Origin of the sequence: Akkermansia muciniphila ATCC BAA-835 (assembly GCF_000020225.1) — a bacterium.
Classification (GTDB): domain Bacteria; phylum Verrucomicrobiota; class Verrucomicrobiia; order Verrucomicrobiales; family Akkermansiaceae; genus Akkermansia; species Akkermansia muciniphila.
In genome coordinates this window covers 57,237-72,818 of the sequence record NC_010655.1, presented here as the reverse complement: position 1 = coordinate 72,818, position 15,582 = coordinate 57,237, and the positions used below count along the sequence as shown (strand labels likewise).

Sequence of the window (15,582 nt, the reverse complement as noted above, 5' to 3'; positions counted from 1 at the left end):
CGCATCATCATGAATGGTTTTCAACTTCTCCAATGTGGCTTGAGCGTGGCGGCCTTTCTGGCCGGCTCCGCTCTGGCGGCGACTCCTGCCGTATATCCGTCCCCCCAGCAGTCCAAATTCACCTCCCAGACGGTTGCTTTCTCCGGGAAGCCTTCCGTGACAATACGTTCTGCCAAGGCGGGCGGGAGCAAGCTGTTGGACGGGGTTCCGGAAAAATCCGGAGCCTACAAGCTGGTGATTTCTCCGCAGGGAAAGGTGGGCATAGGAGCCCATGACGAACGGGGGGCATTTTACGCCATGCAGACGCTGCGGCAGCTGGGAACGAAGACCGGCGGAGAAGGCGTGATTTTGCCCGTTGGGGAAATTACGGATTGGCCGGACATTGAATTCCGCGGAACGGTGGAAGGTTTTTACGGCACTCCCTGGAGCCATGAAGCCCGTCTGAGCCAGCTGCGCTTTTACGGGCAGAACAAAATGAACACATACATCTACGGGCCGAAGGACGATCCCTACCATTCCTCCCCCCACTGGCGGGATCCCTATCCCGCAGACCAGGCCGCCCAGATCAGGGAACTGGTGAAGGTGGCGAAGGAAAACCATGTGGACTTTGTCTGGGCCATCCACCCCGGCAAAGACATTAAGTGGACGGAAGAAGACATGAACAACGTCATCAAAAAGTTTGAGATGATGTACAAGCTGGGCGTCCGTTCCTTTGCCGTGTTTTTTGACGACATCTTCGGAGAGGGCAAGCGGGGGGACATGCAGGCCCTTCTGCTGAACAAAATCAATGACGAATTTGTCAAGGTGAAGAAAGACGTCACTCCCCTGGTCATGTGCCCTACGGAGTACAACCGCGGCTGGGCCAATCCCAAGCCGGGAACTTATCTGGATATTCTGGGCGACCGCCTGGACCCCTCCATCCACGTTATGTGGACGGGGAATTCCGTCTGCCATGACATCACGCTGGAAGGCCAGCAGTGGGTGAACAGGAGAATCAAGCGCCCTTCCTACGTCTGGTGGAATTTCCCCGTTACGGACTACTGCCGTTCCAACCTGTGCATGGGCCGCGTGTACGGACTTGCCACGGAACCGGGAGCCAGGGAATCCATGGGCGGATTTGTCTCCAACCCCATGGATAAGCCGGAGGCCTCCAAGGTTTCCCTCTTCGGTCTTGCGGACTACTCCTGGAATATCAACGGCTTTAAGTCGGAGGAATCCTGGAAGGAGGGAGTCAGGCGCCTGTTCCCGAAGGCGGCGGAAGCCATGCAGGTTTTTGTGAACCACAACTCCGACCAGGGGCCTAACGGCCACGGTTACCGGCGTGAGGAATCCGTGGAAATAGAACCTGTGGTCAAGCGCGTGCTGGAAGCCGCCCGGGAAGGCAGGATAGAGAAGGCTGATGCGGCTCTGCTTAAAAAGGAATTCGCTCGCATGGCTTCCGCTGCGCCTGTCATCCGCGCCAAGGCCGACAATCCCCGGCTGATGAAGGAAATCGGCGCGTGGGTGGACGCCTTTGAACAACTGGGGCGTGCTGGCCAGCATGCCGTGGCGGCGCTGGAGGAAAACAACGCCGGAGAGGCCGCGACCCACCTGGTGCAGGCCACGCAGGCTTTGGCGGCCATGGATGGAATTTCCCGCCGCCATAACCAGGAAGGGCAGCTGTACCGTTCCGCGGTAAAGACCGGTTCCCGGGTGATGGCCCCCGCCGTCAATGAACTGGCGGATATTGTCTCCAAAAAAGTTTTCCCGGCCATTGCCGGCGCTCCGGCTCTTTCCCCCAAGCCTCTGGTCAAGGGGGGCAGCATGGATAAGGCGGAACTCTTCTGTGACGGGGACCGCGGCTCCTTCTGGCACTCCGGCGCTTATGGTCAGCCGGGAGACTGGTATGGCGTGGACTACGGAATGCCCATTCCCGTGCGGAGCGTGGAAGTGCTGATGGGCCGCAACGACAAGGACGGTGACTATGTAGAGAAAGGGCAGCTGGAAGGCTCCCGCGACCTCAAGACCTGGAAGCCGCTGGGGCCGGAGACCGCCGGAATGCAGGTAGCCTGGAAGGCTCCCAAGCCGGTTTTGCTCCGTGCCGTGCGCTACCGCGTCATTGAGCCGAAGAAAACGGGCAACGGACGGGCCGTCTGGACTGCCGTGAGGGAAATAGCCGTCAACACGCCTCCTTCCGCTATGGCTTCCTCCAACGTGGCTGGGCTGGAGGGCGTTTCCGTGCAGAAATCCGACAAAATCGTGCGAATCAACCGCGTAATGGAAACGCACAAGATGAAACCCGGAGAATTTATTTCCCTGCGGTTGGATGGCCCCACGGACGCCACCTGGCTGGAAGTCAACCTGGAACGGGATGACGTCAACTCCTGGGCTGAGGTAGTGCTGGATGTGGAAGGTTCCTCCAAACCCGTGGTCCAGAAGCTGGACAAACAGGGCAAGAACTTCATTGCCAGGGGAAATCAGCTCCCCAAGGGGATCAAAGGCATGAAACTGGTCAATAAAAGCGGGAAGGAACAGGACATTGTTCTGAACATGTTTAAATTTGACGTTCCTCCTTCTGATCCTGGCACCAGCCTGGTCTCCCTGAGCGACAGAAACCTGAAGACGGTTTACCGTGCCGATAAGCCGTTGGACGTAGTCGTTCCCAATCTGGACAACCCCAGGGCTTCCAAGGTAGTCGTAGTGGGATCCGCCGCCTTCGCCATCCAGGCGCGCCGCGGCGAGGGTGCCTGGACGCTGGTCGGCAAGAGAAACGCCGGTCCCGGAGTCTCCGAATTTGCCATTCCTGCCGGAACTTCCGCCGTGCGCCTGACCTACAAGGCTCCCCAGCCGGATGCAATCATTAATGAAGTGATTTTTTCCTCCAGGAAATAACCGTCTCAGGCGCTGGCGCCTTACGCCGAACTCCGTCCGGAACGAACCGGGCGGAGTTTTTTTTGAAAGGGCCGGGCGCGCGGCGTGCGGACTGTTTCCGGAAACGGAAGCGGACGCTTCTTTTCTCCGCTTTGGCCGTCTGTTGCGGAAACAACCTTGACCCTGTTGGATGCGGGGCTAAAATACTGCCATGACGCCGGGTTTTCATTGGACTCTACGCCCTTCCGTGAAGGAGGATGATCCGGTCTTGAAAGCGTTTCCTGCGGAACTGCCCCTGCTGGTCAAGCAGCTCCTGCTGCAGCGCGGCTTCACCGGGGGAATGGAAACGGAACTCTTTCTGGACCCCAGGCTCTCCCACCTGAGCGACCCTTTCCTGATGGGGGAAATGAGGGCTGCCGTGGACCGCATTTTCCGGGCCGTGGATGAAGGGGAAACCGTGTGCATTTATGGGGACTATGATGTGGACGGTGTCACCTCCGTGGCGCTTCTCCGGGCCATTTTGATGGCTTATGACCTGGATCCCCAGTATTTTATTCCCGTCCGTTCCCGGGAAGGCTACGGACTCAGCGAGGCCGGCATCAAGCGTTGCCTTTGCGAATGTGCGGACCCTCCCAGCCTGCTTATTACGGTGGACTGCGGCACTTCCTCCGTGAAGGAGGTGGACATGCTTAACAGTCTGGGGATAGACGTAATCATTCTGGATCACCATGAGGCGGGCCCTTTGGGGCGTCCGGATGCAGCGGCGGTGGTCAATGCCAAAATTGAGGAAAACAGCCCATATACTTATCTGTGCAGCGCGGGCGTAGTCTTCAAGCTGGCGCATGCCCTCCTGAAGGAGCGGAAACTGAAAACCTTTGACCTGAAACTTTATCTGGACCTGGTGGCCGTGGCAACCGTGGCGGACATTGTTCCCCTGGTGGCGGAAAACAGGATTCTGGTTCGCCACGGCCTGGGCAGGCTGGCGCACAGCCGCCATACGGGCCTCAAAACCCTGACGGAAATAGCGGGCATCCGACCTTCCGACTCCGTCAACCACGCGGGCTTCCTGAACGCCGCCCACGTGGGGTTCAGGATAGGCCCGCGCATTAATGCCGCCGGGCGCATGGATTCCCCCATGGATGCGTTGGAACTCCTGCTGACCATGGATGCCAGGAGGGCCGTGCAGCTTGCCCAAATGCTGGATTCCCACAACCGCAAGCGGCAGGAGGAAGAGGAGGCCATCCGGACGGATGCGGTGGAAATGCTTCATAACTCCTTTGACCCGGAGAGGGATAACGTCATTGTGCTGGGTTCCCGCGCGTGGCATCCCGGCGTGGTGGGCATTGTAGCCTCCCAGCTGATGAGGCGGTACCACAAGCCGACCTTCGTCATCGCCTTTGACGAAAGCGGCGTGGGGAAGGGCTCCGGCCGTTCCATTCCCGGCGTGTCCCTGGTGCAGGCCATTCACCATTGTGCGGATACGCTGGTTTCCGGCGGCGGCCATGACATGGCGGCGGGGCTGGTGATTGAAGAATCCCGCATGGACGATTTCCGCCGGGCATTCAACCGTTATGTGTCTGAAACCACGACGGAGGAACAGCGCAGCCCCGTGCTCAACATAGACATGGAAGTGTCCTTCCAGGCGTTGACGCTGGATTTGCTGGACAGCTATGAAAAGCTGGAACCTTTCGGCAACTCCAATCCACAGCCTCTCTTCATGAGTTCCGACGTTTTTCCCACGGAACCGCCCAAGCGCGTGGGAACCAATCATCTGAAGCTTTTCATGCGCCAGGGCATCGTGGAGCGTGACGCTATTTTCTTCAACGGAGCGGAACGGGAGCTTCCCAATCCTCCCTGGGATATCGCTTTCACGATTGACCGCAACGTGTACCGCGGCCGCGCCTCCCTGTCCATTTCCATTCAGGAAATACGTTCCCACCGGGAAATGTAGAAAACGGCCTATTGCTGTGAATAGCAATAGGCCGTTGAGTTGTGAATAATGTGTCAAACCTTATCCTATGGTAATCTTAATAGATTGTTATTAGGCGTATTATCCAGTTTGGGGTTACATAATTTTCTCATCTGGAACTGATTTCAGGAATGAGTTCCAGTTATTGGAATTCTATGTTTATTCGTACATTATAACCTTGTTTAACAGGCAGTTTTTTTGTGAAGGAAGGCACTCTCTTTCAAAATTTCAATGGATGAGACAACTCTAACAATGTCATATGTATTTGAGGTGTCTTGACAGAGCAGGTTTTAAAGAGCATTGTCTGTCCCGTTCCCCATTCAGGGTGGATTTATAGTAAAAACAAGCAAGATGAATACCCTGTTTCTGCAAGGTCGTCTATTGCTGCTTCTCGGACGGTAAGTCCGTGAAGATATCTTGATATGCGCCGGTGAGCCGTTCCGGGGCGAGGGAAGTAAACGGCTGTCTTGATTTGCACCAAAGGAATGATTCCGTAACAGGAACGTTTTCCGTGCGCAGTTCCCGAAGGAACGACCTCTTAACATTTTTACTGTAAATGAAAGAACAAATACATATTTTTGATACGACGCTGAGAGACGGGGAACAGTGCCCCGGCGCGGCGATGAACGTGGAGCAGAAAATACAGGTGGCCATGCAGCTGGAAACGCTGGGCGTGGATATTATTGAAGCGGGCTTCCCCGTTATTTCAGACGGCGATTTCCGAGTTGTCCGGGCCGTGGCGGAACGCACGGAAAAAGCCGTGTCTGCGGGCTGGCCCGCTGCGTGGAAAAGGACATCGCCGCCCATGAAGCGTTGAAGGCAGCCGGGGAACGGGAGCGCATCCATCTGGTGGTGGCCACCTCCCCCATCCACCGGAAATACAAGCTGGGAAAAAGCCGGGAACAAATCAGGAACATGGCCGTAAAGTCCGTTGCCATGGCTTCCGATTTGTGCGGGGAAGTGCAGTTTTCCGCAGAGGACGCTTCCCGCACGGAGCCGGAATTCCTGGCGGAGATTGTAGAGTCTGTAATTGACGCGGGCGCTGCCGTCATCAATATTCCGGATACGGTGGGGTTCACGATGCCGGAGGAATATTTCCGCCTGATTTCCTATCTGAAATCCCATGTTCCCAATGTGGACCGCATTCGGCTGTTCACCAGGACGGCGTGCTGAAAAACCGCAGCACGTATGAAGTGATGGACCCGGAGGAAATCGGCTGGGGCGCTACGGAACTGCCTTTGACCAAGCATTCTGGAAGGCACGCCGTGAAAATGCGCCTGAGTGCGCTGGGCCTCTCCGTTTCGGATACGGACATGCCGCGCCTGTTTGAACTGTTCAAGAAACGGGGAGATCGATGCAAGTTCGTATATGATGATGATTTGGCAGCCCTCGTGGACTCCCTTTAAGCATGAATTTCCACTACCCGGAAATTCCCCACAGAATTTCCGGATGGTTGTTGTATTTGTATGGGGATGTGTTCGGCATGGACTTGCCGACCGGGGAATTTGCCGGCAGTCGTTTTGAAGCTCCGTCATATGCAGGAGGGGAAGCAGAGGCGTCTTCAACAGGAGCCTTTTTCTTCTGCGCTGGAAAAGGAAACCCCCTGCAAGTGAAAAGCTTGCAGGGGGTTATCTGGTAGGCCCGGTAGGGTTCGAACCTACGACCAAGGGATTATGAGTCCCCTGCTCTAACCGCTGAGCTACGAGCCCGTTGCAGAACAACGTGAAAGGATGCTAGCAGAATTGGAGGAGGAAAGCAAAGTTTTTATCCTGCAGTAAACGTTTTGGATTTGCGAATGGGCCGGGAGGCGGGAGAGGCCGGAGAAAGGTTCAGACTTGCAGCTTCGTCCAGCTCCGCCCCTTGACGATTTTATAGAGGATGGCGGATTGAACGGCCATTTCAAAGGCGAAAACCAGCCAGATGCCCCACAAAGTCATGGTTTCCGGTGCCAGCCTGAACCATACCCAGGTGCAGACGACCCGGAAAAAGCCCATAATGCCGTAGGAAATAAGCATGACTCTCCGGGTGTCTCCCGCGCCGCGCAGGGACATTTTCATCACGATGCAGGCGGCGAAGAAGGGTTCCACCACCAACATGGTGCGCAACACGGGGATTCCGGTATCAATGAGGGTCGTGCTGCCGTTGGAAAATATCTCCATGAACAGGGCGGGAAAGGCGCTGAAGAGCACTCCCAGGCCTGTCATGAAGATGACGGCGTACCGCATGCATTTCCAGATGGTGATGCGGGCCATAAGCGCGTTCCGGGCGCCCAGGTATTGCCCCACGAGCGTGGAAGCGGCCATGCCGATGGCGAAGCCGGGCAGGAAACTGAGCGATTCAATGCGGACGGCAATATTGTGGACGCCCAGCACGCCTTTAACAGGCAGTTCACTGATGATGGAAAGGCAGAACATCTGGATGCCCCACATGCCGAAGACTTCCACGGCCTGCGGCAGCCCGATTTTCAGGATGCGCTTCTGCATGCCCATGTCCGGCCGCAGATGGGAAAAGCTGAGGTACAGGGGCGGGGCATAGTGTTCTCCCCGTTCCCGGACAAGTTCTTCCAGGGATTCATTTTTCCTGCCCGTGAAGATTTTTTTTCTGCGCCGCAGCATGATGAACAGCAGGATGCACATGCTGATGCCGTAGCCGCAGACCGTTCCTGCCGCAATTCCTCCGATGCGCCAGCCGCCCAGAGGAGCGTCCGCAAAGACGAAGATGACGCTGAAGATGACATTGAGGATGCCTACGCTCATCATGATCCAGAAGGGAAGCCGCGTGTCTCCGGAGCCTCGCAGGGCGGCATTGATGGCAAAGACCACGCCGCTGAACGGGGCCGCAAATGCGGCCATATAAACGTATTGCAGGGCGTAGGCCCGGGCGGTTTCATTCATGGTCAGTACGTGCGTGACCAGGAAATCGCTGCATGTGAAGAGAAGTCCGCAGGAGATGGTTCCTGCCAGGAGCCCCAGCATGGCGGCCTGGTGCAGGCCATGCTGGGCCTGGGGATAGTCCCTGGCGCCCGTCATGCGGGAAACGATGGCTGTGGCTCCCATCATGATAGACCCCTGGATGACGAAGCCGAACCACATGATGAAGACGACGGCGCCCATGCCGTCAGAGATGTTGATGGTGTCCTGGGCGTCCACCCCTATTTTAGTGGCGATGAAAAGGTCGGACGAGGTGACGAAAAAGCTCAGCAGCTGTTCCAGGAATGGCCAGAAAGCAATCACGGCGATTTGCCGGGGCAGGGATAGTCCGGCAAGTTTTCCGCCCAGGCGGGCGCGTGCCGCCTTGCCGCGTATGATGCCTTCTCTTGCGTCCCCCGCACTCATCGCTGGGCTGTGTAAATGCTGGCAATTCCCCCGTTCAGAGCTTCCGCCGTGATGTTGCTGTAGCCGCATTCCCGCAGCAGAGTCTTCATGGCCTGCCCGCAGGGGAAGGCTTCAATGCTGTCCGCCAGGTAGTCGTATGCTTCCCGGTGGCCGGTCATCCACCCTGCGATGACGGGAAGGATGCGGTGCAGATAAAACCGGTAAGGGCTTTTCAACAGGCTCTCAGGCAGGGAAAAATCCAGAATGAGCAGATGGCCCCCCGGACGCAGCATACGGCCCATTTCCCGCAGGGCGTCCGGATAGCTGGCCATGTTCCTCAGGCCAAAGGCGACAGTGACCGCATCATAGGAGGCGGAGGGGAAGGGCAGGTTCATGGCGTCTGCGCAAACCAGATGATCCAGTCCCCGCCTGGCCGCTATGTCCAGCATGGGCTGGCAGAAGTCGGACCCGGTGAGGCGGATTTCCGGCATTGCGTTCAGGATGGCCAGGGCCAGGTCTCCCGTTCCAGTCGCCAGATCCAGAAGGTTTTCCGGTTTCCATTCGGAGACAAGCTGAACGACGCGCTGGCGCCATAGCAGGTCCACACCCATGCTCAGCACATGGTTGGTAGCCACATAGCGCGGGGCAATAGCGGAAAAAGCGGCTTTGACGAATTCTGGATTACGCATGCGGAAAGGGCTGGGGGATAGTAAAAAAGAGCACTATAAGTGCTCTTTTTATGAAGGAAAGGGGATGGGGTGTCGGACGGGACTCGAACCCGCAACGACCAGAATCACAATCTGGGGCTCTACCATTGAACTACCGACACCATTTAGTGTTGTGGTGCGGCAGACATTACCCGTCCTCTTCCATTTTGGCAAGAAGAAAATGAGTTTAATGAGTTTTTTGGACGGAATATTTTCTCAATTATACAATGAGAACATGATAGGACGGTTATTTGTTTCCCATTTGGAAAATTGCGGAGAAACCGTGTGGTCTTCTATTGCACCCTCCTGGATTTGATGTAAACTTTTTTATTATGGGAATTGATGTAATATACGCCGCCTTTCGGGCCGACCCGGTAGGTTCTGTTTTCCCGTGCCCGGAGGGCCCGGTGGGCAGTGTGTTCTCCCGGCACCATTCCGGAACACAGAGGCGTATATTCCGGAAGGAGCGGTTTGCGGCTGCATTGGGGAAGGCAGAAGAGAACCGGAAGGAGGACGGCCTGGATGAAAAGGTAGTGTTTCACAAGAGCGTTACTATCCTTTTCAGAGGGTTGTTTTGTCAAGTGGGAGAGCCCGGCTGAACGTCTTTTCGTGAAAAGAATATGATTTTTTATGGGTTATTTGAAAACGAGTGTTTGAATTTATTTTATTTCCAATTATTGTTGCTGAAGCCGCTGCTGCGTTTTAGTTGTTAACCGCTCATTCATCCGTATCCGCTCCATGAATTTCTTTCCTCATATTCCCATGTTGTCCACTGTATTCAACAATATAGGTTGCTATTTATTGCCGTTCGGAGTTGTTTTGCTGTGGCTTTTGTATGAGTCAAAAAAAGTAAAGACCATCCTTCTTGCCGCGCTGGTGCTTTTGAGCATGGTATGCATGTTTTTCCATGAAGCCTTCGCTCCCAGCAGGGAATATCCGTGGGACTGCATGGTGGAGCATATTTTTACGGGAACGCTTCTGCCTTTCCTTTGCCTGCTGGGATATCTTCTGTACGTGTTTCTTTGTACCTGCATTCCTGTTTACCGGAAGGTATGGAAGGGCATCGGTTTTTTCGTTCTTGGAGGAATGAGCCTGGCTTTTGAGTACGTGAATGTGTTCTTCCCGGTGGCGCTGCTGGCGGGTTATTTATTCCGTTTCACCATTTTCCGGAAATTCAGGAATCACCTTCCCCTGGTCAGGAAATGTCACGGGGTTCTTGCCGTAGGGGTCATTCCGGGAATCTGTCTGATCGGTGTTGTCAGCGCCATTCTGTTTCCTCCTCCGGAGAGCTTTATATGCGACAGGATTCATGAGGAAATGGAGCGTGACATGGCTTTGTGGAATTACCAGAGCAATCTGGTACTGCTGTCCAGCCGTTTTCTTAATATGGAACGCGAAAACGGCTGTATTACCGTAAAGTACTATTGCGAAACGAATATGGGCCCTGCCGTGTACAAGGCGTTCTGCAATAATTACGGCGGTTATGTGCGGGCGGAATGTTCCCTGCTGAACAGATAATTTCCCTGATGGGAAGGAGTCCGCCTTTTCAGGTCGAAGCTGTTTAGATCTGAATGTCTCCGGTGAACACAAGGTCTGCCGGTCCGGTCAGCGTGACGTCAGTGAAACGGTCCCCTGTGCGTTGGAATCCGACTTTAAGCGTGTCTCCGCCCGCCACGTCCACCTGAATGGGGGAGGGGGCGTCCGTCAATACGGCATGCAGCAGCGCACAGGCGGTCATTCCCGTTCCGCAGGCAAGCGTTTCATCCTCTACGCCGCGTTCGTAAGTACGTATGGCAATGTGCCCCGGAGACAGGATTCTGGCGAAGTTGGCATTGGTGCCTTTGGGTGAAAAGGCCTCATGGTAACGCAGATAGGCTCCCAGCCTGGAAATGTCCAGGCCCTCCAGCTTGTCCAGAAACGCAACGGCATGGGGGACGCCCGTGTTCAGGAAATGGACATCTGCCCCCACAGTCGGATCGGCATTCAGCACGAAGAGCTGCATGGAGTGGGGATTGGTCAGGTTTACGGTGACGTTGCCGTCTTTTTCAAAGGTTGCGGTGACGACGCCGGCCATGGTTTCAAAAGGAAGGGGGGCTGTCTTGTCGTGATGAAGCAGGGCGGCGGCAAAGTTGCCGAAGCAGCGGGCGCCATTGCCGCACATTTCCGCTTCTCCGCCGTCCGCATTGTAATAACGCATACGAACAATTCCCCCCTTGCCCTGGGAAGGTTCCACGGCGATCAACCCGTCAGCCCCAATGCCGAAGCGGCGGTCACACAGGGCTTCTATGGTTTCTCTGTCCAGCACGGAGGAGAGGCTCAGGTCACGATTGTCCACCATGACAAAGTCGTTGCCGGCACCCGTCATCTTGTAGAAGTGAAGCAGCATAATAGTAAGTTGTGTTGTGCCGAAAGTCTAATGTTCCCGGCCGGTTTTGGCAAGGCGGCTTACATGAATGACATGGCATCCACATCAATGACAGCCGTCAAGTCTTCCCCCAGGCCGGCTTCCTGCACCAGTTTCCGGAGAGTGCGGGAGAGGATGCGGGCGGATGGCCCCTTGACCGTAATCTGGAATCTGAACTGTCCGTGCGCACGGGGGATGGGGGCAGGCATGGGGTCGGTCATCGTGGCGGGAGGGGGGAGCATGCCGCGCAGGCGGGCCGCGAGGGTTTGCGTGGCGAATTCCGCCATGCTTTCATGCTGGGAACGTATGGTCAAGACGGCGATATGGGTGAAGGGGGGGAGGTCGAAAGTACGCCGCATTTCCAGTTCCTGGGCTGCAAAGCCGTCCGTGTCATGGTGCCGGGCGTATTGCAGGGAGGGGGACTGGGGCGTAAAAGTCTGGATAATGACTTCTCCGGAAAGATCGCCGCGGCCGGCGCGGCCCGCTACCTGCGTCAGGAGCTGGAAAGTGCGTTCCCCTGCACGGGGATCCGGGATGTGGAGCCCCAGGTCCGCGTTCAGTACGCCTACCAGCGTCACGTTGGGAAAATCCAAACCTTTGGCGATCATTTGGGTGCCCAGGAGAATATCTATCTTATGGGCGCGAAACTGGTTCAGAATGGTCCGGACGGCGTTTTTCCGCCGGGCCACGTCCGCATCCACGCGCGTGATGCGCGCCGCAGGGAAGGTGCGGCGCAGGAGTTCCTCCACTTTCTGGGTTCCGTACCCCTGGAGCAGGATGTTGGCGGACCGGCATTCCGGGCAGGAACGGGGCGGGAGGGCTTTGAATCCGCACAGGTGGCACATGAGGCGGTCTTCCGTACGGTGGTAGGTCAGGGGCAGGGAGCAGTGCAGGCACGTGACTACGTGGCCGCAGTCCGGGCATTGGATGGAGCGTGCGAATCCGCGCCTGTTGAGCAGCAGGATGACCTGTTCCCCCTTGTCGAGACGCCGGTCAATGGACATCCTGAGGCGTTCGGAGATAACGTTGGGACCGGATTTGTTCCTTCCTTCCGTTTTCATGTCCAGGATGCGAATGAGCGGGAGCTGCTGGCCGTCCGCCCTTTCCGTCAGTTTTACCAGGGAATATTTTCCAATCAGGGCGTTATGGATGCTTTCCAGGGAGGGAGTGGCAGAGCCAAGAAGCACGGCGCAATTTTCCAGATGGGCGCGCAGCACGGCCAGATCCCGCCCGTGGTAGCGGGGGGAGCTTTCCTGTTTGTAAGAGGCGTCGTGTTCTTCATCCACAATCACCAGGCCCAGATTTTGGAGGGGGGCGAAGACGGCGGAACGGGGACCGATGACGATGCGGGCTTTTCCGGAACGGATGGCATGCCATTCGTCAAAGCGCTCCCCGTCCGAGAGGAGGCTGTGCAGCACTGCCACGGAGGAAGGCAGTTCTGCGAAACGGGATTTGAAACGCTGAACCGTCTGGGGCGTCAGGGAAATTTCCGGCACCATGATCAGGGCGGATTTTCCGGATTTTACTATTTGGGAAACGGCCTGTAAGTAAACCTCCGTCTTGCCGGAACCGGTAACTCCTTGCAGCAGGACCGGTTTTTTGCGCTCTGCCGCGCACATGGCCGTGATTTCTTCCAGCGCTTTCTGCTGCTGGCTGTTCAGCTTCATGGGCTGGGTGGGGACGAATTGCTCCCCGGTGCTGGGGTCCCGGTGCACGGCCTCTTCTTTCAGGGAGATGAAGCCTTTGGCTTCCAGGCTGCGGGCAACGTTCAGGGCTCCGGCGCCGAATGCCGCCAGGGGGGCGGACTGTTGTTTCGCGGATGAGAAATAATCCAGCATTTGGGCCTGCCGGGGTGCTTTGCGGTACAGGGCGTCCAGTTCCTCCCGTGCCGGAGTTTTTTCCAGATACACCATTTTGCGCATTTTTTCCGCCGTATTTTCCTGACGAACGGTTTCCGGGAGCAGACACCGGATCATCTGATCCAGAGCCACGGAGTAATAGTCCGCCGCCCATGAGGCCAGATTCATCATCACCGGGGAAATCAGGGGCTCCGGATCGATCAGTTTCAGAATGGGCTTGAGCCTGTCCTTCCAGGCCGGGGCCGGTTCTGACAGCGTAAGCACGGTTCCGGTAGCCGTTCTGTTGCGCAGGGGCACCTGTACGCGGCAGCCCGGCTTGACGTCTCCCGCTTCCGGAGGAATACCGTAATCCAGTACCAGATCGCTTTGTCCGTCAACCAGAATGCGCGCCGCCTGCATGGAGTGAAAAGGAGGATAACATTAACGATAGCCGAAGGGGAAACGGGAGACGCCGCTCATGTCCTTCAGAACTTCAATGTAATTGTAGCCGTATCCATCCATGATTTGCGTTACGACGGATGCCTGGTCGTACCCGATTTCCAGGGCTACAAAGCCGTCTTCGTTCAGGTAATCCCTGGCGCGGGCCAGAAAGCGTTCAATGATTTCCCAGCCTTTAGGGCCTCCGAACAGGGCTGTATGGGGGTCTTTCATGACTTCCGGGGCAAGTTTTTCCCCCTCTGCAATGTATGGCAGATTGGCCACGATAACGTCAAAGAGCATGTTCCGCCCGTTTTCCCCTTTTTTTCCCTCCGGAGCAGAATCGGCATCCTCCGCATGCGGATCCGTTTTTTCCTGGGAAATGTTGGCGAACAGATTCGTCTGGATGGTGGAGACTCTGGCTCCCAGCCGCATGGCATTTTCCAGGGCCAGATCCAGAGCCTGCGGGGAAATGTCCGCCAGCACGACTTCTCCGGCGCGCTCCTTGAGTTCCAGCGCCAGCGTGACGCCGATAACGCCGGAGCCCGTGCCCATGTCCAGGATGCGTACCGGATGGTCCGGGATTTTCTTTAACACCATTTCCACCAGTTCCTCGGTTTCCGGGCGGGGAATCAGGGCGCGGGCATCCGTCAGGAAATCTCTCCGGAAAAATTCCGTGACCCCCAGCAGATGCTGCAGCGGTTCTCCCGCTGCCCTGCGTTTCAGCAGTTCGCGCAGGGGTGCCAGCTCCGCTTCTTCCACGGGCCTGTCAAACTGGGAGTAAAGAGCCGTGCGGTTGCAGTGCAGGACATGGGCCAGCAAATGCTGCATGGTGGCGCGTGCCTCGTCGCACCCCTGGCGGGCCAGATAATCCGTGCCGGCCTGAAGGACTTCCAGTAAAGTTTTCATGAAAGGAAAAAGGAAGTTAGGACATTCCGGCCTCCGCCAGGCGTTCCTGCATTTCCGCATGCTGGAGGGCCATAATCAGGTCTTCCAGCTGCCCCATCAGGATACCGTCCAGATTGTGGGACGTGTAGCCGATGCGGTGGTCTGTCAGACGGTTCTGCGGGAAGTTGTATGTGCGTATCTTTTCTTCACGGCCGCCGGAGCCGATGAGATTGCGGCGCGCGGCGGAGTATTTTTCCGCCTCTTCCCGTTTTTTGGCTTCAAAGAGCTTGGCGCGCAGGATTTTCATGCCTTTTTCTCGGTTTTTCATCTGGCTGCGCTCTTCCTCGCACCGGACATAAACGCCCGTGGGTATGTGCCATATCTGAACGGCGGATTCCGTTTTGTTCACATGCTGGCCTCCGGCTCCGCCGGAACGGCATACTTCGATGCGGAGATCTTCCGGGCGGATTTCTATGTCCACTTCCTCCGCTTCCGGCATGACGGCCACGGTGGCGGTGGAAGTATGGATGCGCCCCTGCGTTTCCGTAGCGGGAACGCGCTGCACACGGTGCACGCCGCCTTCATATTTCAGGAAGCGGAACACTTCTTCCCCGGCAATGCGGCAGACGACTTCCTTGAATCCGCCCACGTCCGACGGGCTGCTTTCCAGATGCTCGAAGCGCCAGCCGCGTTCTTCCGCAAAACGCTGGTACATCCGCAGCAGGTCTCCGGCAAACAGGGAGGCTTCATCCCCGCCCGTTCCGGCGCGGATTTCAATGATGGCGTCCCGGTCTTCCGTCGTGTCGCGGGGTAGCAGGCTGTACTGCACGTCGCTCCGCAGTTTTTCCAGGGCGGCTTCCAGTTCTGGAATCTCCAGGGCGGCCAGTTCCGCTAATTCCGGATCGTCCGTCTTGGCCAGTTCCTGGTTGTCCGCCAGCTGTTGTTCCGTGGCGTTCAGGGAATCCCATGTTTCCATGAGTTCCTTCAGGCGGCGGTGCTCTCTCATGATTTCCGAGGCCTTTTTCTGGTCATTGAAGAAGTCCGGTTCGGCAATGACTGTTTCCAATTCTTCAAGGCGCTGGCGGCGTTTTTCAATGAGAGGTGTGTAATCCATGGCGTTTGCGTGTAAAGGATTTTAAAAGATGGCGGGGCTTTCTGAAAGCCAAATCCGGGG

10 protein-coding genes, 2 tRNA genes and 1 pseudogene are annotated in these 15,582 nt (G+C 56.6%); 5 read left to right on the top strand and 8 right to left on the bottom strand.

All coding sequences use genetic code 11. The annotated features are described in order from the left end of the window. The first annotated feature begins 9 nt into the window (after nucleotides 1-9). The 4 genes and pseudogenes from AMUC_RS11650 (at nucleotide 10) to AMUC_RS11635 (ending at nucleotide 6,225) form a co-directional block, all read left to right on the top strand. Complete coding sequence (locus AMUC_RS11650) at nucleotides 10-2,871, top strand: glycoside hydrolase family 84 protein (protein ID WP_012419113.1); 2,862 nt, start codon at nucleotides 10-12, stop codon at nucleotides 2,869-2,871. A 190-nt stretch (nucleotides 2,872-3,061) separates the two neighbouring features. Continuing rightward, nucleotides 3,062-4,801 (top strand): single-stranded-DNA-specific exonuclease RecJ, encoded by a 1,740-nt coding sequence (gene recJ / locus AMUC_RS00300; RefSeq protein ID WP_012419112.1) that lies wholly within the window; start codon nucleotides 3,062-3,064, stop codon nucleotides 4,799-4,801. Between the two features lie 574 nt (nucleotides 4,802-5,375). Then, a pseudogene (locus tag AMUC_RS13155) lies at nucleotides 5,376-5,992 on the top strand (beta/alpha barrel domain-containing protein). Continuing rightward, nucleotides 5,986-6,225, top strand: coding sequence for a homocitrate synthase/isopropylmalate synthase family protein (locus tag AMUC_RS11635; protein WP_094137935.1), 240 nt, complete (start codon nucleotides 5,986-5,988; stop codon nucleotides 6,223-6,225). The pseudogene AMUC_RS13155 and the gene AMUC_RS11635 overlap by 7 nt, the downstream one beginning before the upstream one ends. A gap of 227 nt (nucleotides 6,226-6,452) precedes the next feature. On the opposite strand, the gene AMUC_RS00285 is transcribed toward AMUC_RS11635, so the two are convergent. The 4 genes from AMUC_RS00285 to AMUC_RS00270 form a co-directional block, all read right to left on the bottom strand. After that, a tRNA-Ile gene (locus tag AMUC_RS00285) sits at nucleotides 6,453-6,528 on the bottom strand. 120 nt (nucleotides 6,529-6,648) lie between these two features. Then, nucleotides 6,649-8,154 carry an MATE family efflux transporter gene (locus tag AMUC_RS00280; RefSeq protein WP_012419110.1) on the bottom strand — a complete coding sequence of 502 codons (1,506 nt, stop codon included), beginning with the start codon at nucleotides 8,152-8,154 and terminating at the stop codon, nucleotides 6,649-6,651. Continuing rightward, entirely contained in the window at nucleotides 8,151-8,822 is a 672-nt protein-coding gene (locus AMUC_RS00275; RefSeq protein WP_012419109.1) for a ubiquinone/menaquinone biosynthesis methyltransferase, read from the bottom strand. Before AMUC_RS00275 ends, AMUC_RS00280 begins: the two co-directional genes overlap by 4 nt. 65 nt (nucleotides 8,823-8,887) lie before the next feature. Continuing rightward, a tRNA-His gene (locus AMUC_RS00270) sits at nucleotides 8,888-8,962 on the bottom strand. A 640-nt stretch (nucleotides 8,963-9,602) separates the two neighbouring features. Between AMUC_RS00270 and AMUC_RS00260 the strand changes: the two genes are divergently transcribed. Next, a complete protein-coding gene (locus tag AMUC_RS00260; RefSeq protein ID WP_143245888.1) occupies nucleotides 9,603-10,358 on the top strand; it encodes a hypothetical protein in 756 nt (251 codons plus the stop codon). 43 nt (nucleotides 10,359-10,401) lie between these two features. Here the strand turns inward: AMUC_RS00260 and dapF are convergent, their stop codons facing one another. The 4 genes from dapF to prfA are packed head-to-tail and all read right to left on the bottom strand — an operon-like array spanning nucleotide 10,402 to nucleotide 15,522. Beyond that, nucleotides 10,402-11,226, bottom strand: a complete 825-nt coding sequence (dapF, locus tag AMUC_RS00255) for a diaminopimelate epimerase (protein WP_012419106.1) — start codon at nucleotides 11,224-11,226, stop codon at nucleotides 10,402-10,404. Between the two features lie 59 nt (nucleotides 11,227-11,285). Continuing rightward, on the bottom strand, nucleotides 11,286-13,502 hold the full coding sequence (gene priA / locus AMUC_RS00250; protein WP_012419105.1) for a replication restart helicase PriA: 2,217 nt from the start codon (nucleotides 13,500-13,502) through the stop codon (nucleotides 11,286-11,288). Between the two features lie 21 nt (nucleotides 13,503-13,523). After that, the gene (prmC, locus tag AMUC_RS00245; RefSeq protein WP_012419104.1) at nucleotides 13,524-14,429 is read right to left on the bottom strand and encodes a peptide chain release factor N(5)-glutamine methyltransferase; all 906 of its coding nucleotides are present in this window, start codon (nucleotides 14,427-14,429) and stop codon (nucleotides 13,524-13,526) included. 16 nt (nucleotides 14,430-14,445) lie between these two features. Beyond that, on the bottom strand, nucleotides 14,446-15,522 hold the full coding sequence (prfA, locus tag AMUC_RS00240) for a peptide chain release factor 1 (protein WP_012419103.1): 1,077 nt from the start codon (nucleotides 15,520-15,522) through the stop codon (nucleotides 14,446-14,448). Nucleotides 15,523-15,582: the final 60 nt, after the last annotated feature.